Source organism: Mesorhizobium prunaredense, assembly GCF_900156895.1.
Taxonomy (GTDB): Bacteria; Pseudomonadota; Alphaproteobacteria; order Rhizobiales; family Rhizobiaceae; genus Mesorhizobium; species Mesorhizobium prunaredense.
Map to the genome: position 1 here is coordinate 1 of NZ_FTPD01000009.1, position 21,954 is coordinate 21,954.

Sequence of the window (21,954 nt, forward strand, 5' to 3'; positions counted from 1 at the left end):
CCTAAATTCATCCCGCTCTAGCTCAGCGGCAACCGCTGCGTCGGTCAGACCGCATGCAGGATATAAAGCTTGCGCGTTTTCTCATGGATGGTCCATTCGCCCTCCCAGCCAAGCGGCAGGACGAACAATTCGCCGGGTCCGACATCTTTGGCTGCGCCACCAGGACCGTGCAGCGTCACGCGGCCGGACACGATGTGGCAAATCTCCGAATTCGTGTCGCGGCGCGCGGTGAACCGGCCTTGCGAACATTCCCAGTCACCGATTTCGATCTTGCCATCCTCCGAAGTCCAAAGCGTGTTGGCTGCTTCCAGCTGATCGCCTTCCAGCGAGGTGGGTTTGGGCTGGGCCTCACCGAGGTCGATATGCGCCAGGTGGGCGAAGGTCTTGAAGTCGATCATTGCTAAATCCTCGAAGTGATCCGGTTCAGTGCCCGGTGATGCGATCGGCCAGGGCGGCCAGCCGCGACGTGCGCGGCAGCCCCTTTGCTTCCCGCTCGTCGGCAATTCGATAGAGCTGATACATCGAATGGACGCCAAGCCAGCGCAGCGGCTCCGGCTCCCACTTGCGGACGGTTCGATTGACCCAGGGAAGCCGCGTCAGATCGGTGTCGTTGCCCAGCAGCAGATCGCGCAGAGTGCGCCCCGAGAGGTTCGAGGTGGAAACGCCGAGGCCGACATAGCCGCCTGCCCAGCCTATTCCGGTCTGCCTGTCAAAACCCACCGTCGTGCACCAGTCGCGCGGCACGCCCAGCGTTCCACACCACGCATGGTCGAGCTTGAGCCCCTTGGTCTGCGGCAGAAGCGTCGTCAGGATTCTGTGCAGCTTGTCGATCGTCGCCTGCTGGATGACGCCTCGAACGTCGGTCTTCGAGCCGAACCGATAGGGCACCCCGCGTCCGCCCATGGCAATGCGTCCTTCCCGGGTGCGCTGGGCGTAGCAGTAAGTGTGCGCGGCGTCGCCGAGCACCTCGTGGCCATCCCAGCCGATTTCGCTCCACAGTTTGTCGGACAACGGCTCGGTGACCACGATGGCGCTGTTGAGCGCCAACCACAGTCTTTCGTGGCCGGCGATTCCCGCGGTAAAACCCTCGGTCGCCCGCACGATCTTTTCGGCCCGCACCACGCCCCGGTTGGTTGCGACCTTGCTCTTCTCGATCGACAGCACCGTCGTCTGTTCGTAGATCGGGACGCCGAGCCGCTCCACTGCCCTGGCGAGCCCCTGCACCAGCTTTGCGGGCTGAACCCGCGCAACTTTCTTGATGACGAAGGCGCCGCACGCGTTGTGTACAGCTATGCGCCGGCGCATCTCGGCTGCATCGATATACCCGACGCGCTCGTCGGTCAGCGCCCAGGATCTGGCATGGGCATACATCGCTTTGGCGCGCTGCTCCTGCGCCTCGTTGGTTGCGACCAGCAGTTCGTCGGTACGGCGAATGTCGGCGTCGATGCCTTCGGTTTCCGCAACCGATATGATCTCGTTCACCGTGCCCGTCATTGCCGCCTGCATGGCGATGACTCCAGCGCGCGAGGTTGCCTTCTCATATTTTTCGCGTGACCATGAGAACCCGCCGGACAGCCAGCCGCCGTTGCGTCCCGAAGCACCGAAGCCGGCGAACTCCTTCTCGACGATGACAATGTTGAGGTGGGGCGCTGCCTGCTTCAGATAATAGGCGGTCCAAAGGCCGGTGTAGCCGGCCCCGACGATGCAGACGTCGGCCACGATATCGCCCTCCAGCCGCGGCCGATAGCCCGGCACGCCGCCGATGTCGGCATACCAGAATGAAACGTCGCCGTTCTTCTTCACGTCCATTGTCGCAATTTCCCAGACAGGATTCAGGTCAGCGTGAAATCGGCGTTTTCGTCCGCCAGCAACTTCACGTCGCTGCCGGTCGGAACGCAAGCCATTTGTCGAGACCCAATCGGGCGCTGCTCATCTCGCTGGCGGACTTGGCTGCAGGGTTCCGGGCAGCTTCACGCAGGATTTCTGCTCAACACGCCGCCAATCGACCAAAACGACTCGCGGCGGTCGCGGCCATCGCATCGGCGAGGCCCATCTCCCATTGCGTGCGGCAATAGGCGCGGAAATCGAAGCAGGGCAGGCCCGGGCAGACCTCGAACTCGATGAGATGGATGCTATCGTCGGCTTCGACCCGGAAATCGACGGAAAACACATCCCGCAGGCCAAGCCCGGCGATGAGGCTTTGCGCGATCCGTCGGATGCTTGCATCGGCTCGCGGCTGGCTGGCGGCAACCGGCAGCAGCACCGGCTCGGCATATGCTCCCGCCGCCCTGGCAGCCTCGCCGGTGTCGCCGTAGAGCGCCAGGCTGTCTTCCATTGTCTGGAAATCACTTCCCGAATCGACAAAGACGATGCCGAGCGCTTCGACGCCGGTGTCCGGCTTCAGACCGAGAAAACTGGCGCGCGCATTGCGCCCGGTGACGTAGGGCTGCACGACGACATCGTCGCGATAGGCAGCGAAGACGCGCCGGCTAAGCTCAAGCGCGTGGCCGAGATCTTTGCTGCGCGAATCCGGCCAGATGCCGATCTTGGCGCCGAGCCGGTTCGGTTTGACGAACCAGCCGGCTGGCGAAGCCGGTGGCTCGACCAGCCAGCGGCCGTCGCGTGCCAAGCCGGATTGCGGCACCGGCAGGCCGAGTGCGCCGAGCACGGCGCCGGAGCGGAACTTGTCCTGGCAGAGCGCAAACAGCGCATCATCTGCGCCGAGCAGCTTCAGGCCGTTCAGCCTTGCCAGCGCCGGCGCCGCACCGCCGCGGAAATAGGCGATGCCGTCGGTCAGCGTCCACACCAGCGTCGTCTTCGGATCCTCACCGGCAAGCACATTTGCGGCATCGTCGAGCGTCACCGGCGCGAAGGACAGGCCGCGCGTCTGGCAGGCTGCGGCCAGCGCGTCGAACTCAGGGGCGATGTCGGTCGATTGCGCCAAATAGGAGGCGATTTCGGCGGCGCGCGCCGGCACGTGGCCATCGGCAACCAGCCGTTCAAAGCAGGCCTGTTCCGGCTCGTAGACTAGGATCAGCTTCGGCCTGCGGCTTGACATGACATGAACGATTCCTGGAGATGAACGGGTCCTGGCAGCGCGACTACCTACCATCGCACGACGGATGTATCAGGCTTTCGCGAAATCGACGTCAGCCGGGCGCCTGCGCGACAGTGCTGGCGCGATCTTCCTGTTTGACCATGATCTTTCCGAAAAGGTTCGGGATCATGGTCTAGGCGATCAGCACGCGCGGCTCGAAGCGGCCGTTGACCGGAATGTCGAGCAGAAACGTCATGCCGGCTTGCGGATCCAGCAGGCGCTGTTTCTCATCCTTGCCCGACCAGGCGGAGGTGACCGCCAGCCGGTCGGCATTCCTGCCGACAAAGGCCGGGCAGGACGGCTGCGTCACCGGCATCGCGACCGAACGGATGAGTTTGCCGTCAGGCCCGTAGGCTTCAACGACGCTGCCGCCCCAGCAGGCGTTCCACAGGACACCGTCGCGATCGAGCACCGAACCGTCGATATAGCCCTTGGCCTTGCGGTGATCGACGAAGATTTTTGGCTCGCCAGCCGGCAGGCCGGTCGCCGGATCGCAGCCAACGCGCATCAACAGGCCGGTGCTGGTATCGGTGTAATGGGCGACCGTTCCATCTTCGGAAAAGCAGATCGAGTTCGAGACGGTGATGTCGGAATAAAGCCGGCGCAGCTCTCCCTTGTAGAACCAATAAATCGAGCCAGCGGCCTTTGCCTCGCCCTTGCCCATCGTGCCGACCCAAAAGGCGCCGCAGGGGTGGACGCGCGAATCGTTCGATCGCGTCGTCGGATTGTCGGCCTCGATCGCCGTATGCAGCGTCATCTTGCCGGTCGCCACGTCGCGGACATGCAGGCCGGTTTCGGTGGCGATCAACTGTCTTTTGTCGTCGACGACGGCGATCGCGCTGGCCATCTGGCCAAGCTCGTGGATTTTGACGGCACCGCCGGACAGGCGCTTTTCCAGGAGTTGGCCGTTGACGATGTCGAACCAGTAGAGCGTATCGGTGGCGGGGTCATAGCTCGGGCCTTCGCCGAGCTGACAGACATGGTCGGAAAAAACCGAAACGATGGCTTCGCTCATGGCGCGGCTCCAAACGCTGCGTCCCAGGCTACTGTGGCAGCGCGGGCCCGCACGGCCACCTCGTCGACGCTCATACCGGGCTTGAACAGGCTGGAGCCAAGGCCGAAGACGCTGACACCGGCTACCTTGTAGCCGGCAAAGTCCTTCTCCGACACGCCACCGACAGCGCCGACCAGCGTCTCAGCGGGCAAAACGGCGCGCATCGCCGCGATCCCGGCCGCGCCGAGCACGCTGGCCGGGAAGAATTTCAGCGCCGAGGCGCCGAGCCGGATGGCCTGGAAGGCTTCGGTCGGCGTGAACACGCCCGGCATCGTCACCATGCCGTAATTCATGGCGCGACCCATGACCTCCGCATCGATGTTGGGGCTGACCAGCAGCCGCCCCCCGGCCTTGTTCAGTCCGTCGACATCGGCTGCGGTCAACACAGTCCCCGCGCCGACCAATGCCGTCGCCGGCAGCGCCTCAACAATTCTCGCGATGGAGACAAACGGGTCCGGCGAATTGAGCGGCACTTCGATCGCTTCGATGCCGGCCTCGAAGACCGCCCGGCCAATGGCCACCGCCTCGTCCGGCTTGAGGCCGCGCAGGATGGCGACAAGCCCGCGCTCGAGCTTCGGAAACGGTGCGGTCTCGGTCATGCGGCAACTCCGCTGTTGTCGATCATGTCTGGGCAATCATGCCATTTTGGCGCGCCGCCTCGATCAGGCCGGTACGCACCGCCTCGTCGGCATCGACGGCTCTCACCGCAAGTCCGGCAAGGCCGAGCGCCTCGGTGTAGAGCGCGCCAAGCCCGCCGGATGCGATCAGCACGATCGACGCCGCGCCCTTTCGATAGCGGCGGCTGGCAGAGGCGATCTCGCCGCCGATCAGCAGGCCGGACAGGCAAGCAGCGGCATCGTCCGCCTTCAGGTCCTGCAAAAGGCCCACAGCGCGGATCGAGAACAGCCTGGATGTGACATCGCCGCCCTCGGCCAGCGCGATCTCGCACCAGCGCTGGAAAAACGGATTGCCTGGTGCAACCGGCTTGGGCTGCTCGCCCAGCGAATGGCGCAGGATCGAATGCGCCGCCAGCACCGAAAACAGCTCGCCGGTCGGCCAGGTGCCAAAACCGGCAACGGCGCCGTCCTCGACCAGCACCCATTTGGAGTGGGTGCCGGGCATGCAGACGAGATGGCGGCCTTTTGCCGGCAAACCGGCGCCGGCAAGCTGCGTTTCCTCGCCGCGCATGACGTCGGGCGCGTCGGCCCGGCGCTGGGCAAGGCCCGGCACGATGCGGATGTCGCGGCGCTGGCCGGGAACGCGCGCAGCACCGGCAAGGATGGCGCCGATCGGCGCCGGCACGCTGACATAGGGCGCCTCCAGCCAGCCCTGGCGCGATCCGGCCATGCCGCAGATGATGACGGGCATCGCTTCCGGCGCGCCCATCGCCGCCAGATGTCCTTCGAGGATGGTCGAAAACCCGGCGGCCTGCGCGGTGATCAGCCCGTCGTCGCCGCGGCGCTCGGCAAGCACGTTTCCGGCCTCATCGACCAGCCAGACCCTGAGACGGGTGGTGCCCCAGTCGACGGCGGCCACAGAAGGCACGTTGCTCGCTGAGTTCACAGGAAGCCCCCATCGACGATCAGCATCTGCGCGGTCAGCATGCGCGAGGCGTCCGACGCCAGGAACAGCACCGTGCCGACGACGTCTTCCGGCTGCATCACCTGCTTGATGCATTGCTTGGCCACGTGGGCGTCGAGCGCCTGTTCGGTGACCCAGAGCTGCTTCTGCCGCTCGGTGATCACCCAGCCGGGTGCGATCGCATTGACGCGAATGCCGTCGGCGCCGAGCTTGCCGGCAAGCCCCTTGGTCAGGCCGACGATCCCCGCCTTGGCGGCGGTGTAGGCCGGCATGTCGGGGTGATTGATCAGGAACGACGTCGACGTGAAGTTGATGATCGAGCCACCGCCGGCCCGCTTCATGCCCGGCGCTACCGCCTGTGCGGAGAAGAAATGCGGACGCAGGTTGACCGCCTGGTTGTTGTCCCAGAACTCCACGGTGACATCTTCCACCGCGTGGCGATCGTCAAGTGCTGCATTGTTGACCAGCACGGTGACGTCGCCATGCGCCTCTGCCGCCCTGGCGGCCGAGGCCCGCAGCGCCTCGACGTCGCGTATGTCGGTCTTGAGATAGAGGGGGCGGCGGCCGAGATCCTTTTCGATGCGGTCGGCCAGCGCCAGGCTCGGGCCGTCGGCGATGTCGATGAAGGCGACCTTTGCCCCCTGGCGGGCAAAACCCTCGGTCAGCGCCGCGCCAATACCGGAGCCGCCGCCGGTGATCAGCACCGAAGCGCCCTCAAGGTCGGCAAAGCGCGCCGATGGCATCATTTTTTTCTCCCTGCGCATGGCCCCGAAAATCGGTTTCGATTTTCGGAAAGGATCATGCGCAAAATCAAAGTGCTACAGCGTCGTTTGCGCGTCCAAAAGGACGCGCGGCGCCGTAGGCTCGGTCGGCGCGCATCCTAGCCAGCCCGGTCGGGGGAGCAAGGGAGAAAAAGCAAATTCGCGGGCTTATGTCTGACAAGTCGCTCGTCAGATCGCCTTGAGCGCAAGGTGCCACGGAGGGAATTTCTGAGATAGCAGAGCGTGGCATCGAAACCGACCGACCCGCCGAACAGGAATCGTTGCTGCCGGCGCAGCCGAACTGGGCAAGGCGCTCCGCCTGCGCCTCACGTACGCTCAGCAGGCAATCCTCAAAATGTCGCGATTGGCAGATGACCGGGGAGGTTGTAAGGGCAAGCACAGCTGCCCATACGATCCGCCGGAGATCCGCCATGCCTCTGAAAATCGCCGTCCAGATGGACCACATCTCCACCGTCTCGATTGCCGGCGACACGTCTTTCGCGCTGTCGCTGGAAGCGCAGCGGCGCGGCCATCAGCTGTTCCATTATACGCCCGACCGGCTGTCGCTGCGTGGCGGCAAGGTGTTTGCCCGCATCGAGGCAATGCAGGTCCGCGACGAGAAGGGCAATCACTATTCGCTCGGCGAAGAAGTGCGCACCGACCTGTCGGAGATGGACGTCATCCTGCTCAGGCAGGATCCGCCGTTCGACATGAACTACATCACCTCTACGCACATCCTTGAGCGTATCCATCCCAGGACGCTGGTGGTCAACGACCCGGCCTGGGTGCGCAACAGCCCGGAAAAGATCTTCGTCACCGAATTTCCCGACCTGATGCCGGAAACGCTGATCACGAAGGACCCGCTGGAGGTCGCCGCCTTCCGCAAGGAGTTCGGCGACATCATCGTCAAACCGCTATACGGCAATGGCGGCGCCGGCATCTTCCACCTGCACGAAGCCGATCGCAACCTCGCCTCGCTGCTCGAAATGTTCGGCCAGATGTTCCGCGAGCCCTATATCGTGCAGCGCTATCTGAAGGAGGTGCGAGCCGGCGACAAGCGCATCATCCTGATCGACGGCGAGCCGGTCGGCGCCATCAACCGGGTGCCGGCAGAGCATGATTCACGCTCCAACATGCATGTCGGCGGCCGCGCCGAAAAAACCGAACTGACGGAGCGCGAACGCGAGATCTGCGCCCGCATCGGCCCGTCGCTGAAGGAGCGCGGCTTCATCCTCGTCGGCATCGACGTGATCGGCGACTATATGACCGAGATCAACGTGACGTCGCCGACCGGCGTGCGCGAGGTAAAACGCTTCGGCGGCGCCGACATCGCCAGCCTGTTCTGGGATGCGGTCGAGGACAAGCGCAAGTAGCGTCCACGCTTGGCGGAACAGCAGTTTTCCGATCCGTAGCCGATGCGACGCCATTAAAGCACAACGTTCGATTGTTCCCGTATTGTTCTTGCCTTTGCCCAAAATCTGTGGTTGTCTGAGATGACGCCGTTCGCGGCATGATCGCATGGGCTTCGGGCGAGCCCATGTCCGGGGGCAGAAAAATGGTTGCGCGGGTCCGCACGGTCGCTTTCCAGGGCATCGAGGCCGTGCCGGTCGACGTGCAGGTGATGATCGCGCCCGGCAAGGTCAACATGCACATCGTCGGCCTCGGCGACAAGGCGGTGGCCGAAAGCCGGGAGCGGGTGCAGGCTGCGCTGCACGCATCGGGCCTGTCGATGCCATCGAAGAAGGTCACCGTCAATCTGGCGCCCGCCGACCTGCCCAAGGAAGGCAGCCATTACGATTTGCCGATCGCGCTTGGCCTGATGGCGGCGCTTGGCGCTATTCCAGGCGACATGCTGGCCGGCTATGTCGTGCTTGGCGAGCTGTCGCTCGACGGCACCATCGCCGCGGTGGCCGGCGCGCTGCCGGCGGCGATCGGCGCCAATGCCGAAGGCAAGGGCCTGATCTGCCCTTTCGCCTGCGGCCCGGAAGCGGCGTGGGCCGGCAAGGATTTCGACATCCTGGCGCCGCGCAGCCTGATCGCCATCGCCAATCATTTTCGCGGCACGCAGGTGCTGTCGCGGCCGGAGGCCGGTATCCATACCTCGGCGCGCGACCTGCCGGATCTTGCCGACATCAAGGGCCAGGAGACCGCCAAGCGGGCACTCGAAGTGGCGGCGGCCGGCGGCCACAACATGCTCATGATGTGGACAAAAGACCCCGCCTCATAAAGGCGCTCTCACGTCGCGCTTAGGCCCCGCCGCGTGTCCTCAACGTACCATTGCAGCGCCTGCCATGGGTCATCGTCGAGCAACCTTACCGCCTCGGCGTAGGCTTCGCCCTCGCCGCAGTATTCCTTGACGCACTCGACGTGGGTCTTGAGCCATGCTGCCACGTCGGCCTCAAGGCGGGAGTAATCGAGCTTCATGGTCATCGTCCTCTCTTTCGCCGGGAACATCCTCGGCTCTCGGTGAGGTACAGCCGGACCAAGAGCCGGTCAAATCATTTAAATTCAATGTGTTAGCGGAACTGTTCCCTTAGCGGAGACATCTCGCCAGTGAAGCGATTTCTGCCCGGAAGCCCTGCCCCTGATACACCTCTTGGGGTGATGCAACGGGGGCAGGGAAAGGCGTCAGTCAGTGAAGGCTGTGCCGGCCTTCCGGGCCGCTGCTATGGCCTGGGCATGCCCGTGGAAGACGTGCCACTCCCCCTTGGCTGCAGCCCTGCGCAGCGCCGGGTAGTCCGCCGCATCGACATGCTCAAGATAGGACTGAAGGTTCAGCCCATGCTGCTGAAGCACGTTGCGCTCCAGATGCTGAGAGAACGCAGCCTCGACAACAGCCACTTCCACCTCTTCGATCCCGAAGGCTTCCCCGGTCGGGATTTCTCCGGTCGCCACGTAGGCATCCAAGATGAATTGCTGCTGGGCCTCGCTGTGCGTGTCCCTGAAGCGGTCGAGGCTTTCGTCCGCCATACGGACAAACTCCTTGAACTGCTTCTCGGCTTTCTCATCGTCGGTCAGGTCTTCGTCGCCGTCTTCGTCGCCTTCGTCGTCCTGCTCGCCAGCGTCCGACCCCTCGGCGTTATGAGGGGCCGGATTGTCTTGGCTTAGCGAGCTTTCTGAAAAGACCCGGGATAACCGCGCTGGGCGAGGGCTTCGGATAGAGCCTTGTCATAGTCAGCCTTTGACCATTGGCCAAACTCGACCATGTCGCGGGCTTGCTGGCCGCTGATCTCCCAGCCGTTGAAGCGCACGGGGGTGCTTTCGATGACTTCCCGCGGCGCGACTATGCCCACGTCCTTCGATGAGACCATACGGTTGGGGCTGAAGCCGTTCCTCTGAGCCCATAGCTGCTGGTTGTTCTGGACAGAGAGTTCAACCGCACGGTCGATCTCGGCCTGCTTGGCGCGCTCTATCGCCTCGGCAGCGAGGGCTTCCTGCTTGGCCTGATTGGCTGCCTGCTCTGCCATCCGGGCCTTCATCATGGCCTGACCGAGTAGGGTCTGATCGTCCTGATAGGCGTAGTTCGGGCCGTCTTGATAGTCGCTCATTTCGTTCGTTCCTTCATTGGATGTGCGCTCCCCGACCACCGTTGGTCGAGGTTCTGCGCTGGTTGGTGATGTTGTGGTTGGACTTTGTCAGGACATCCCGACAAACTCGGTGCCCGTCCTCGCAAGGCATTCAGCCTGAGAGGCTTCGGGGCTATGCCCTGCGGGTGAACCCGTAGGCGTCCTGTGGTGCTGGTGCTGTCGTGTCTGCCGGTGCTGCTGCTGCCGATGTGGTCGTGCTGCTGGCCTTGCTACGGGGCCGCATCGACACTTCCGCGAAGCGCCTTGCAACGTTCCCGCTTTCAAGCTCGGCATAACCGTACACCTCAAAGCACCTCTCGGCAGCCATTGAGAAACTGCCGGTCCAGTCGATGCCGACCCCTGCAAGCCTCTTGTCGAGGTTCGAGACGGTCGACCAGTCGTCGCCCTTGATCCACTCGACCAAGGCGAGGGCCTGTTCGCGTTCGGGGTAGGTGCGGACCCAGTCTCGACGCCTGATCGCGTCATAGTCCATAGCTGACCTCCTGAGCCCGCACCTTGACCTTGGCTTCCTGCATGGTGCGCATGAACCTCGGGGGCAGTGTCGGTGAACTCCAATCGCGCATGCGGTAGAAGTCGAGGTCGCCACGCTCGGGAACCTCGTATTCCCAATCCCAGCCGTCTGCAGGGTCGTTGCCGTAGTGGGCGTCAAGGAAGGGCTTGTAGCCTTCGTCGCGTTCCCTCCACAGCTTCTCTTCAGGGCGTTCTGGTCCGCCAATGGTGTTGAGGAACCAGACCAGCGCCCTCTGAAGCTCGAGTTCCCATGCCCGGGTCAGCCACGGCGAGGGGGCGTAGGGGTCGCAGCCGTTGATCCTGCCGTCGTCCGTGGGCTTCACGAGGTCGGCATAGACGGCCCGTCGCTCGCCCTTCTGATAGGCAGGCACCTTGACCGGCTGGCGCTTCCCTCGCTTCACTATGGCTGCCTTGATGGAATTGGTCCGGGTGGTCTTCTGGAACTTCGACAGGGACGCCTCAGGGGCCAGTCTGTAGCCTCCCGGAAGTGGCTTGAGGTGTCGCCGCCAGTCCTCTCGTTCGCCCCGCCGCTGCCGTGCTTCATTCTCGGCTTGGCGCTCCTCGGCGGTCTTGGTCGCACCTTCCTTGATGGGTGGGGCTTCACCCGGAAGTTCTTCGTCGGGGGTCTGTCTCTCATGCCGCCATAAGGCCGCGTCAAATGTCGTCATTCAACCATGCTGTCCTTTCTTGTGCTGGTTTCGGGTGCAGCCGGGTGCAAAACGCCACTCAGCTGTATCCAATGATTTCAATGATTTAGGTACGGTTTCGAGGTCTTTTCCCGACCCAATACGTGAAATTTCTCACATGGTCCGATCAGGCGAACGGGTCGGGCACCCGCGCGGCAACTTTATTCGCCCCTTCGCGAACTATGTCGGCTGCCTGTTGAATGTATCCGGCGCTCGTTAGGGTCCTGTGCAAGTTGTCGATAAGGGCAACGGCATCCTTGATGTCTCTCAGAACCTTGTCATTCTTCATTACGTCCTCATCAAATTCCAATGGGTCTCCGTCTTCATTGTCGAAAGGCTTGAAGCCCTCGTTCTCTTGCATGAATAGGGCTTGGCATGTCTGGGGGCTGACCTCTTGGAGCCATTTCCAGAACGTCCTATTGGCGCACCCTCCGATCTCCCGGCGGATCACCGCAGATGCCTTGAAGGGCTGCCGCTTGTCTCGACCCCCACGCGGTCCTGTCTCCCTGTGAAGGCCTGCCCGGATGTACCGCTTCAGGAACGCTTTCTTCTCCTTGGGCTTCAGCGGGATGCCATGCGTGAGGTTTGCTTTGCCGGCTTCCGCCAGTCTGCTCGGCGTGTCCCTCTCAGGCACCACACGAGCCATGACGTGCGTCTTCCCGGCCCTCTTGGCCGCTGCCACGCGGTGGAAGCCATCAACCAGCCAGTAGGTCACCGGCAGGCCGTCCCTGACGATTTCCTCAACGTCCACTGGCGGGAAACCTCGGGCCACTTGGTCGCTCTCCTCGGTGAACGTCTCGATTACGCCGGCATACTCCCGCACTTTGGCCGGCTGGGTCTTCACTCTGATCTGTGTCCGCTCCCCGCTGAGGAGGTCGTCCACAACAATCGGAACTGTCCTTATGGGCCGGTCATCGTCGTCCTGGGCATTTGTTGTCATGTCGTCCTTTCGTTGTGATTTGGGGTGCCGCTTGGGGTGGCATGTCCGTTTGAAAAAGGGGCTGTCTGGGCTTGTCCGCCCCAAACACACAGAGGAGCAGGCAAGCGCCTGCACATTTCTCGCCCCTGCGCACCTCACCAAAGCCGACCCGCCAAGCGCCACGTCCCATCACCCCGGAAAGGAGCGAAACAGGGCAACAGGCAGTCGCAATGCAGGGGAGAACCCGGAGACCCTCTGTCGCAAGACTGCTGGTCGAGGAAGGTCTTCGCGCGGGTCGGCTTGGGCGAGGAGCGTTTCGTAGTGCTAGTGGTCGGGGTATTCGCCTTGGTAGAGCTAGTGGTGTCCCTATGGAAATCGCCTTCGTAGCTAGTGGTCACCCAATTCGCCTGCGTAGTCCTAGTGGTATGGTTTGTCTGTAATACCATAACACCGGGCGGGTAATCGCCTTCGTAGTCCTAGTAGGGGCCTTAATCGCCCTGCGTATGCTAGTGGTGTGGGTATTCAGGCCGCGCCGCCGGCTCACCCCCGGGCGCTATCCCACAACGCCAACGCCTTCTCAGCCCCGGCCCGGTCGCCCTTGATCCTAAGAACGGTCTGCCTTGTCAGCCCCGTTTCCTTGGCGATGGCCGACGCTCCAGCCCCATTGTCCAACATCCGGGCCACCCTATCGAACCCGTCACGGTCATAGCTGGGCTTCCTGCCACGGTACGTCTTGGGGTCAGCCTTCGCCGCCTCTATGCCAGCCTTCTGGGCTTCCTTCGTAGCGACCGCCTGTGCCTCTGCCGTTGCCGCCATGAACGCTATCAGCGCGTCCCTCACGGCCTTCTGTATCGGGTCTTTGGTCGCCCCGTCGAACACCATGGCGTTGATGACGGTCTTGATGATGACGCCATCCCGCATGAAGTGGCGAATGCTGTCCGACACGTCCTGATAGTCGCGCCCCAGCCGGTCGACCCAGCGGACCACCAGCGTGTCACCGGGTCGCAGGATGTCGAACAGCCGCTTGCCTTCCGGTCGCTCTGCCAACTTGGTCGAGACGCCGGACACGCCATGGTCAGCAACTACCTTGTCGATCTTGAAGCCCGCCTGCTCGGCCTGCTTATGTTGATGGTCCAGCGTCTGGTCGGCAGTCGAGACGCGGGCATAAAGAACGGTCTTGGTCATGTGGTCGGCTCCTATCCGTAAGGGTTGTGTCCGTTGACTACCCTGTCCGTTGATCGAAGTCAACCCTAACGGACACCCTTCCGGGCACCTTGCGATCTGTCCGCTGGCCTATGCCCTAGCGTACACCCATCCCCGGCCAGCGCGCGTTCATGTCGGCCTGAGGTATCGCCCATCCGGCAGCCTCTCGGCGTCTGGCGGTCGCCCCGCTCGGCCCTGTGTGGTGGAAACGAGGGGGTACCGGGGGGTCCTCGCGCGAGCCAGTTATCCGATCACCCGGGCGAATTTTTCCACCAAACATTTCCGTGCAACTCTGAACTACTTCCTTATGCTGTCGCCTCCGCAATGTTCAGTATGCCGGGGTCAGGCACTTTCGACCGAGAGACAGTGAGGGGGCAGGATGGGTGTCAGTGGAGACGAACGTGAAGATACACTGAGGCGGGCAAAGCAACTCTATTTCATACCGTTGAGTGACGATGCTGTGAGCACCCGATTGGCGTCGGCAGGAATTGGCATTGAGGCTGGATACCAGGAGTTATTTGCGGCCTTCATCCACAACCTCGAGACCGCTCACTCTACACTGTCGATGCCGTATACGATGGCCTATGGCGCTGCCATGAACACGCACTGGCGTCGGTTTTGGGTGGCCGCCTCCATCAGAGCAGGTGACGTTGACCCGAAAGACCCCTCGAAGGTCGCCGAGAGGGAAGCAGGCATACGCAAAACCACTTCGGACCAACTGTGGCAGTTCATAAATTCGCCCGAGGGGCAAGAGCATCTCACGTATGACATCTGCAACTTCCTCTTAGAGGTCATGGTGTTCGGTCGCATGCCGGCTGCAGTGCCCGAACTCGTGCAACAAGGTACAGTCCTCGTCTGGTCTGCGCTCGAAGTGTTGGTTCGCGATCTTCTCGAATTGGAGCTTAATCGAAATCCCCGGAAGCTCGCCGACCTTGCAGCGGACCCCGACGCTCGCAAGAGGTATGGATTAGATCGCATCCCTCTGGACGTCATACTGGCGAACGGCCTCGACCTTTCAAACAAGATGGGCAGCATCGTGATGAAAAATACCGACTTCTCGGATTTGCCCGGCATGAAGCTGGTTCTGGGGCTTCTGTTCCCCAAGTCAGTGGCTCTAAGGAGTGCGCTCGCTGATAGGCAATTGTGGGAGTTGTACCAGCGGCGAAACCTCATTGCTCATAGGCGCGGTGTCATCGATCAGACCTATCTCGACAAGACCGGCGAGCAGGGCAAAGTGGGCTCTTCGGTAGAGGTTCGGCCAAGCGACCTTGATCGTTATTTCGAATGCGTTACGCAAGCTGGTTTAGCCTTGCTGGACTGTTGTCCGAAGCGGCAACAGGAAGGTCAACCAGAGGCCGGCTAAGCGTCCTCCTTTGGCCACCCATACATGATCCCGGTCGTCTCCCCCGGGGCGTGTTTCCAGTGGAACCAGAGTTGTCCGCTCGGCCAGTCCACCTCGACCTTGGTGAACAGCTGCCGCAGTGTCGCGTTGATCAGCGCCACGTCTCGTGGTTCGTCCGCCTCTGCAGCATCGACAAACTGCCCTGCCGTCATCTGCACCCGGTTCGTCAGGGTGTCCGCTATGCGCCGCTCAAGGCCCGCGACGGTGCGCCGGATGTCCTCCCTTGCAATTTCGTTCTGCCTAAGGCGGTCGAGCAATGCCAGCGAGTGTCCCATCTGGCCAATGGCCGAAACCACATTCTCAATCTCGTCACTAACGGCCATGTCTAGATTGGTCGCCCCCTCCAACTCCATCTGCAGGGCTCCGTCCGTGGACGGCAGTGATGCGTTCAACCATCCGGCGTTGCTGATGATCGCTTCTTCAACGTCTTCAATGCGAACCTGTCGGTATTCGCAGCCGGCCCCGGCCTTCGCCACCGTGCAGACCAAGTAAGGCTTGCCGCCCTTCTTCCCGCCCTTGTTCACGCGGGTCATGGTCGCGCCGCATTTGGGGCACTTCGCAAGCCCCGCAAGGATGTTCGCCATCCCCACACCGCTGCCCCCTCTCACGCTCCTTCCGTTGGTCATGGCGTTGACCCTGTCGAACGTCTCGCGGTCTATTACGGCGGGGAAATAGCCCTCAACCGTGTCGGTCGGAATGCGCCGCTTCTTCCCGCCGACCGTCTCGACGCGGTGTGGTGTGAATGCGCCGATGGTTGAGGCATCAGCCAGCATCTTCTTGATGTAGGTGCGGTGCCAGTGGCTGCCCGTGCCAAAGCGCGGCACGCATTCCTTGTTGAAGGTCTCGGCGATGGCGTGTTGGCCTTTGCCTGCCAGCGTCATGTCGAACACGCGGCGCACGATGTCAGCCCGCTCCGCTATCACGTCAAAGGCCGTCCGGTCTTCCCTGAGGCGCAACCATCCGGGGCACAGTGCCGATAGCGGTTTGGTGGCAGCGTTGCGTCGTTTGTTGGCCCATGCCTCACCAACACGCCGCCCCTTCTTGGCGCTCTCCTCGTTCGCCCTGGCTGCCACGAGAAGGGCCACCATAAGCGCCGTAGGGTCGTCGTCTAGAACCTCCTCCGTGTAGACCCTCCCATCGTCCAGCGTGACGACTGTGATCCCGGCCTCACAAATCCGCTCCAGCACCTTGACCGCTTTGCGCGGCTTCTGTCGGCTCAATCGGTCGAGGCTCTCGACTAACAGCCAACTCCCCGACTTGATGTCTTGATACTCCACCGCCGCAAGAAACTCGCCAAGCCGGCCAGTCTCCTCGTTCGCTCCCTTGAAGGCAGACACGCCAAGGTCCCGGAATGTCAGCTTGTCGTCTAGGTCGAGCCCGTGCAGCGCCGCGTACCTCTCAGCCGCTTCGGTCTGGCGTCTCAGGCTGTCGCCCCGCTCTTGCTCGGGGGTCGAGAAACGAACGTAGGAATACGCCTTGGGCCGATTGGTGAGGGCGGAGTGCGGTGTATGCTTGGTCATGGGCTCGCCTTTACAAAAGAGGGGGTCCTCTGTCCATAACATGCTGATGATCGGTCCGCCGGGATCGGGAAAATCGATGCTGGCGCAGCGGCTGCCGTCGATCCTGCCGCCGCTGGCGCCGCGGGAATTGCTCGAAGTCTCGATGATCGCCTCGGTGGCGGGCGAGCTTGGCGAAGGCAAGCTGACCGACCGGCGGCCGTTCCGCGCGCCGCACCATTCGGCGTCGATGGCGGCGCTGGTCGGCGGCGGCCTGCGCGTGCGGCCGGGCGAGGCCTCGCTGGCCCATCACGGCGTGCTGTTCCTCGACGAGTTTCCCGAATTCTCGCCGCAGGCGCTCGACGCGCTGCGCCAGCCGCTGGAGACCGGCGACTGCATGATCGCCCGCGCCAATCATCGCGTCACCTATCCGGCGCGCATCCAGCTGGTCGCGGCGATGAACCCGTGCCGCTGCGGCATGGCCGGCGAGCCGGGCTATCGCTGCCTGCGTGGCGACCGCTGCCGCACCGACTACCAGGCGCGCATATCAGGTCCGTTGCTCGACCGCATCGATCTCCGGATCGAGGTGCCGGCGGTCTCGGCCAGCGATCTGATCCGGCCGGACCGGGCGGAGAAAAGTGCCGATGTGGCGCTGCGCGTGGCCCGCGCGCGGACAACCCAGCGCCAACGTTTCGAGCGGCTCGGCGCGACCTCCGTCACCACCAACGCGCACTGCTCACCCTCAATCATCGAGGAGATCGCGATGCCGGATGCATCAGGCCTGTCACTGCTCAGGGATGCCAGCGAAAAGCTTGGCTTTTCGGCGCGGGCCTATCACCGGGTGCTGAAGGTGGCGCGGACGCTGGCCGATCTCGAGGCCAGCGAGACCGTCGGCCGCATCCATCTGGCCGAGGCGATTTCGTACCGCATGAGTTCGGAGCGAATGGCGCAGGCGGCGTGACGGTCCCCTCCCCCTCGAGGGGAGGTGGCGCCGACGCCTACCTCACCTGGCTCTTTAAAGGTTGCGAGTCGTGCATCCTGAACCTTCTGGTCAGGCAGGTACACGCGCCTTCAGCTCAAGCCGCCGCGCGTGCAGCACCGGCTCGGTGTAGCCGTTGGGCTGGACCCGGCCCTTGAATACGAGGTCGCAGGCGGCGAGGAAGGCGATCGACTTATCGAAGTCAGGTGCCATCGGCCGGTAGAGCGGATCGCCTGCGTTCTGGCGGTCGACGACGCCGGCCATGCGCTTCATCGTCTCCATCACCTGGTCTGAGGTGCACACGCCGTGATGCAGCCAGTTGGCGATGTGCTGCGAGGAGATGCGCAGCGTCGCGCGGTCCTCCATCAGGCCTACGTCATTGATGTCAGGCACTTTCGAGCAGCCGACGCCTTGGTCGATCCAACGGACGACATAGCCCAGAATGCCTTGCGCGTTGTTGTCGAGTTCCTTCTGGACCTCCTCCGGCGACCAGTTCGGCCGCACCGCTACCGGCACCGACAAGATGTCGTCGAGCTTTGCCTTGGGGCGGCCCTTCAGCGCCGCCTGCACAGCGTCGACGTCGACCTTGTGGTAATGGGTGGCGTGCAGCGTCGCCGCTGTCGGCGACGGCACCCAGGCGGTGTTGGCGCCGGCCTTGGGATGGGCGATCTTTTCCGCCAGCATCGCCGCCATCAGATCGGGCATCGCCCACATGCCCTTGCCGATCTGGGCGCGGCCGGCCAGCCCGCATTCCAGCCCGGTGTCGACGTTCCAGGCTTCGTAGGCGGCAATCCAGACGGCCTGCTTCATGTCGCCCTTGCGGATCATCGGGCCGGCTTCCATCGAGGTGTGGATCTCGTCGCCGGTGCGGTCGAGGAAACCGGTGTTGATGAAGACGACGCGATCTTTGGCGGCGCGAATCGCCTCCTTGAGGTTGACGGTGGTGCGCCGCTCCTCGTCCATAATGCCCATCTTGATAGTGTTTTTCGCCATGCCGAGCAGCGCCTCGACACGGTCGAATATCTCGACGGCGAAGGCGACTTCCTCCGGCCCGTGCATCTTGGGCTTTACGACATACATCGAGCCCGCGCGCGAGTTTAGCCGGCGGCCGTTCGGGCCGACATCGTGCAGCGCGATCAGCGCCGTCATCGCCGCATCCATTATGCCTTCCGGCACTTCGTTGCTGTCACGATCTGTAATCGCCGGATTGGTCATGAGGTGGCCGACGTTGCGGATCAGCATCAGCGAGCGGCCGGGCAGGGACAGCGCGCCACCATCAGGCGCGGTGTACGACCGGTCGGGATTGAGTTTTCGCGTAAACGTGCTCCCGGCCTTGGTGATCTCCTCGGCAAGATCGCCCTTCATCAAGCCGAGCCAGTTGCGGTAGACCAAAACCTTGTCCTGCGCATCGACCGCCGCGACCGAATCCTCGCAGTCCTGGATCGTGGTCAGCGCCGATTCCAGCACGACGTCGGCAATGCCGGCTGGATCAGTCTTGCCGATCTGGTTGCTGCGGTCGATCACAATCTCAATATGCAGGCCATTGCGGGTGAGCAGGACGGCTTCGGGATTATCGGCGTCGCCGCGATAGCCGGCAAACTGTTTGGGATCGGCGAGCGTGGTGGCGCCGGCGCCCTCGCCCAGCCGCAGCATGCCGTTGGCCACGGAAAGCCCGTTCACCCCTGCCCATTTGCCGGTCGTCAGCGGGACCGATTCGTCCAGAAAGCCCTTCGCCCAGGCAATGACCTTGGCGCCGCGCACGGGATTGAACCTCCCGCCCTTCTCGGCGCCGTCGGTCTCTGGAATGGCGTCGGTGCCGTAGAGCGCATCATAGAGCGAGCCCCAGCGCGCATTGGCGGCGTTCAGCGCGTAACGCGCGTTCATCACCGGCACCACCAATTGCGGCCCGGCAGCCACCGAGATCTCCGGGTCGACATTGTCCGTCGCGACGGAGAAGGCCGGCCCTTCCGGCACGAGATAGCCGATTTCCCTCAGGAAATCCTTGTAGGCTTCCATGTCGCTGGGCGCGCCATTGTTGCGATACCAGCGGTCGATCTGGCCTTGCAGCGCGTCGCGCTTTGCGAGCAGCGCCCGGTTCTTCGGCGAAAGATCGTGAACGATGGTCGAGAAGCCGGTCCAGAAGGCGTCGGCTGCAATGCCGGTGCCCCGCAGCGCCTCGTTCACGACGAAATCATAAAGCTCGCGGGCAATCCGCAATCCGGCGATTTCGACGCGATCGGTCATCGGGGCTTCTCCAGACGAAAGGCTTTGGCCGGGCCTTTGACATGTCAGGGTGGCAGGGTCAATTCAGCTTAGGGTGAAGGGAAGGTATTTTGCAGCCGATCTCCCCACTTGAGGGGGAGATGGCCGGCAGGCCAGAGGGGGTCGCCGCGCGTGGAGCGCGACCCCCTTTTTGCACAAATCGCGTCGCACTTCATGCGCGGCGACCCCCTCTGTCGCCTTCGGCGACATCTCCCCCTCGAGGGGGGAGATTACGCGCCCTACACCGCTATCCTTGGCCTGCCGGACGCCACCGCCACCACATGCGCCTCGATGAACATGCGCTGGCCCTCGACGGTCGAAACGCGGAATTCGCTGGCGATCTCGATTTCGGCGCTGTCGGTGCCGGCGTCCCTGGCCCGCCCGGCGGCAATGGCGCGGACATCGGTTTCCGCCGCCGCGATTGCCGCCGCTTCGTTATTGAAATCGCGCACGGTTTCGCCTGAGGCGACGCGAAACAGCCCTTCTTGGGGCTGGCTAACCCGCGCCTCAGCGGACACCCTGACCTGGCCGACGACGGCGCCGAGCGCATTGGCGACATCGGTATCCTCAGGCACCACGCAGCCATTGCCAACCAGCGGTGGCAGTCCGGCATAATGCAGCGGCGCCGAGGCGCCGAGGCCGATGACCGGACGGTCGAGCGCGACGCTGAGCCGGGCGATGCCGGGGTGGGAATCGACAGCGCGCTGCACCAGCGCGTGCGCCACGGTCGCCGCGCCGTCCAGCCCGTCCTCTGCAAAGGCGGTCTCGAGGATGACTTCCGCCGACAGGCGGGTCAGCGTGGTCAGCACCCGTTCCGAGATCACCTCCGGCGAGGCGGCGATCGACTGTCCCCGCCCGTCGCGCTTGCGGGCGAACAGCTCCGCACCCAGACGGGCCGCGGCGGCATCCCAATTCGACTGCTTGCACAGCACATGGGCGGCGTCCGACGGCGTGAAGCCGGCGACATGCACCAGCCCGCGCGACACCAGCCGGTTCAAGGTGGCGTTCTGCGCGTTCGAGGTCAAAAGCCGGTCGAGGGGCAGCGGCACAGCACCTATCATCTCATAGAGCTTGGCTTCGGCGCCGCTCAGGCCGGCGGCCAGCCGCTCCGGCACGCCGGTCCTGACCGCCAGGCGGCCATCCATGCGGCCGGGATTGGGCGCCCGCAGCTGGCGTTCGAGCTCTGATGTGACGACTTCGCCATGCATCATGCCGGCCAGCGCCAGCGGCACCAGGCGGCGCGGCCCGAGCAGGATTCTTGGGTTGAGCGCGCCATCCTCCAGCGTCACTTCAGAATCGCCGCCGAGGCCGAAGGTGCGCATGGCGACGGCCTCGACCATGGTGCGGAAGCCGCCGACCGTGGCGCCTTCCGGATCGAGCCTGGGACGCCCCCCGTCGAGCACAGCGACGTCGGTGGTGGTGCCGCCAATGTCGGACACGACAGCATCGTCGAGGCCGGTCATGTGGCGGGCGCCGACAAGGCTGGCGGCCGGGCCTGAAAGGATCGTCTCGATCGGCCGCTGCCGGGCGAAGGCGGCCGAAACCAGTGCGCCGTCGCCGCGCACCACCATCAAGGGGGCTGCGATGCCACGCGCGGCGAGAAAGCCTTCGGTCGCCGCCACCAGCCGGTCGATCATCGAGATCAGCCTGGCGTTGAGCAATGTCGTCAGCGCCCGGCGCGGGCCGCCGAGCTTGGCCGAAAGCTCGTGACTGGCGGTGACCGGCAGGCCGGTCTTTTCGCGGATGAGGTCGCGGGCGGCGAGCTCATGCGCCGGGTTGCGGGTGGCGAAATAGGCGCAGACGGCAAAGCCGGACACCGAGGCGCCGAGTTCCGGCAGCGCTGCCTCCAGCCCGGACAGATCGAGTTTTGCCGCGTTGCCATGGACATCGTGGCCGCCGGGGCAGAACACGACAGGGTCGGTGCCGAGCGCGGTCTTCAGCCCGTCGCGGGCAAGATCGCCTTCGGCAAAGCCGATCATCACCAGTGCGACGCGGCCGCCCTGGCCCTCGACCAGCGCGTTGGTGGCAAGCGTCGTCGACATCGACACCAGTTTTATCGCAGCCGGATCGGTGCCGGCCTTTTGCAGCACCGCATCGACCGCGCCCGAAATGCCGACCGCCAGATCGTGGCGGGTGGTCAGCGCCTTGGCCTTGGCCAGAACCTTTCCGTTAGCGCCGCCGGCTTCCGACCACAGCACGGCATCGGTATAGGTGCCGCCGGTGTCGATGCCGAGGAACAGAGGTTTGGGCTTGGCGGTCATTGGCGGGTCCGGAGATTTTGCTCCACGCCCCTTAGCCGATACGGGCCGGCGGATAAAGCTGCGAGCGCTGGGCCAAGGGCGACGTTGGGAACAAACAATCACGAGGAACGCCGGCGGGACAGCGCCCCCCTCTGTCCTGCCGGACATCTCCCTCAA

19 protein-coding genes and 2 pseudogenes are annotated in these 21,954 nt (G+C 63.7%); 4 read left to right on the forward strand and 17 right to left on the reverse strand.

Going from position 1 to position 21,954, the window contains the following annotated elements; translation table 11 throughout:
• Positions 1–44: 44 nt before the first annotated feature.
• The 7 genes from BQ8794_RS08765 to BQ8794_RS08795 all read right to left on the reverse strand — a co-directional run bounded on the left by BQ8794_RS08765 (position 45) and on the right by BQ8794_RS08795 (position 6,478).
• Positions 45–398: a cupin domain-containing protein gene (locus tag BQ8794_RS08765; protein ID WP_077375733.1), complete on the reverse strand. Its 354-nt coding sequence runs from the start codon at positions 396–398 to the stop codon at positions 45–47.
• A gap of 25 nt (positions 399–423) precedes the next feature.
• Entirely contained in the window at positions 424–1,809 is a 1,386-nt protein-coding gene (locus tag BQ8794_RS08770) for an NAD(P)/FAD-dependent oxidoreductase (protein WP_077375736.1), read from the reverse strand.
• A 178-nt stretch (positions 1,810–1,987) separates the two neighbouring features.
• Positions 1,988–3,058 (reverse strand): D-alanine--D-alanine ligase family protein, encoded by a 1,071-nt coding sequence (locus BQ8794_RS08775; protein ID WP_077375739.1) that lies wholly within the window; start codon positions 3,056–3,058, stop codon positions 1,988–1,990.
• A 172-nt stretch (positions 3,059–3,230) separates the two neighbouring features.
• A complete protein-coding gene (locus BQ8794_RS08780; protein ID WP_077375742.1) occupies positions 3,231–4,112 on the reverse strand; it encodes an SMP-30/gluconolactonase/LRE family protein in 882 nt (293 codons plus the stop codon).
• Entirely contained in the window at positions 4,109–4,750 is a 642-nt protein-coding gene (locus BQ8794_RS08785) for a 2-dehydro-3-deoxy-6-phosphogalactonate aldolase (RefSeq protein ID WP_077375745.1), read from the reverse strand. Before BQ8794_RS08785 ends, BQ8794_RS08780 begins: the two co-directional genes overlap by 4 nt.
• 22 nt (positions 4,751–4,772) lie before the next feature.
• Positions 4,773–5,714, reverse strand: a complete 942-nt coding sequence (locus tag BQ8794_RS08790) for a 2-dehydro-3-deoxygalactonokinase (RefSeq protein ID WP_077375748.1) — start codon at positions 5,712–5,714, stop codon at positions 4,773–4,775.
• Entirely contained in the window at positions 5,711–6,478 is a 768-nt protein-coding gene (locus BQ8794_RS08795) for an SDR family NAD(P)-dependent oxidoreductase (protein WP_077375751.1), read from the reverse strand. The genes BQ8794_RS08790 and BQ8794_RS08795 overlap by 4 nt, the downstream gene beginning before the upstream one ends.
• A gap of 446 nt (positions 6,479–6,924) precedes the next feature.
• On the opposite strand from BQ8794_RS08795, the gene gshB reads away from it, so the two are divergent.
• Entirely contained in the window at positions 6,925–7,866 is a 942-nt protein-coding gene (gene gshB, locus BQ8794_RS08800; protein ID WP_077375754.1) for a glutathione synthase, read from the forward strand.
• Between the two features lie 182 nt (positions 7,867–8,048).
• Positions 8,049–8,696: pseudogene (locus BQ8794_RS08805) on the forward strand (magnesium chelatase domain-containing protein); the annotation flags it as partial.
• 32 nt (positions 8,697–8,728) lie between these two features.
• Here BQ8794_RS08805 and BQ8794_RS08810 read toward each other — a convergent pair.
• From BQ8794_RS08810 to BQ8794_RS08840, 7 genes are all read right to left on the reverse strand, one after another.
• Positions 8,729–8,923 (reverse strand): hypothetical protein, encoded by a 195-nt coding sequence (locus BQ8794_RS08810; protein WP_143744497.1) that lies wholly within the window; start codon positions 8,921–8,923, stop codon positions 8,729–8,731.
• Positions 8,924–9,121: 198 nt separating this feature from the next.
• Positions 9,122–9,463, reverse strand: a complete 342-nt coding sequence (locus BQ8794_RS08815; protein WP_077375760.1) for a hypothetical protein — start codon at positions 9,461–9,463, stop codon at positions 9,122–9,124.
• Positions 9,464–9,597: 134 nt separating this feature from the next.
• Positions 9,598–10,041 (reverse strand): hypothetical protein, encoded by a 444-nt coding sequence (locus BQ8794_RS08820; protein WP_077375763.1) that lies wholly within the window; start codon positions 10,039–10,041, stop codon positions 9,598–9,600.
• Between the two features lie 151 nt (positions 10,042–10,192).
• Entirely contained in the window at positions 10,193–10,552 is a 360-nt protein-coding gene (locus BQ8794_RS08825) for a hypothetical protein (RefSeq protein ID WP_077375766.1), read from the reverse strand.
• Entirely contained in the window at positions 10,542–11,258 is a 717-nt protein-coding gene (locus tag BQ8794_RS08830) for a hypothetical protein (RefSeq protein WP_077375769.1), read from the reverse strand. The genes BQ8794_RS08825 and BQ8794_RS08830 overlap by 11 nt, the downstream gene beginning before the upstream one ends.
• Positions 11,259–11,403: 145 nt before the next feature.
• Positions 11,404–12,216: a ParB N-terminal domain-containing protein gene (locus BQ8794_RS08835; protein ID WP_077375772.1), complete on the reverse strand. Its 813-nt coding sequence runs from the start codon at positions 12,214–12,216 to the stop codon at positions 11,404–11,406.
• A 519-nt stretch (positions 12,217–12,735) separates the two neighbouring features.
• Positions 12,736–13,380, reverse strand: a complete 645-nt coding sequence (locus tag BQ8794_RS08840) for a recombinase family protein (protein WP_077375775.1) — start codon at positions 13,378–13,380, stop codon at positions 12,736–12,738.
• Between the two features lie 397 nt (positions 13,381–13,777).
• Between BQ8794_RS08840 and BQ8794_RS08845 the strand changes: the two genes are divergently transcribed.
• Positions 13,778–14,761, forward strand: coding sequence for a hypothetical protein (locus BQ8794_RS08845; RefSeq protein WP_077375778.1), 984 nt, complete (start codon positions 13,778–13,780; stop codon positions 14,759–14,761).
• Here the strand turns inward: BQ8794_RS08845 and BQ8794_RS08850 are convergent.
• Entirely contained in the window at positions 14,758–16,320 is a 1,563-nt protein-coding gene (locus tag BQ8794_RS08850) for a recombinase family protein (protein WP_244554894.1), read from the reverse strand. The genes BQ8794_RS08845 and BQ8794_RS08850 overlap by 4 nt on opposite strands.
• A gap of 10 nt (positions 16,321–16,330) precedes the next feature.
• Between BQ8794_RS08850 and BQ8794_RS08855 the strand changes: the two are divergent.
• A pseudogene (locus BQ8794_RS08855) lies at positions 16,331–17,257 on the forward strand (YifB family Mg chelatase-like AAA ATPase); the annotation flags it as partial.
• Between the two features lie 90 nt (positions 17,258–17,347).
• On the opposite strand, the gene BQ8794_RS08860 reads toward BQ8794_RS08855, so the two are convergent.
• A complete protein-coding gene (locus BQ8794_RS08860; RefSeq protein WP_077375784.1) occupies positions 17,348–19,519 on the reverse strand; it encodes a malate synthase G in 2,172 nt (723 codons plus the stop codon).
• Between the two features lie 257 nt (positions 19,520–19,776).
• Positions 19,777–21,798: a hydantoinase/oxoprolinase family protein gene (locus BQ8794_RS08865; RefSeq protein WP_077375787.1), complete on the reverse strand. Its 2,022-nt coding sequence runs from the start codon at positions 21,796–21,798 to the stop codon at positions 19,777–19,779.
• Positions 21,799–21,954 lie beyond the last annotated feature (156 nt).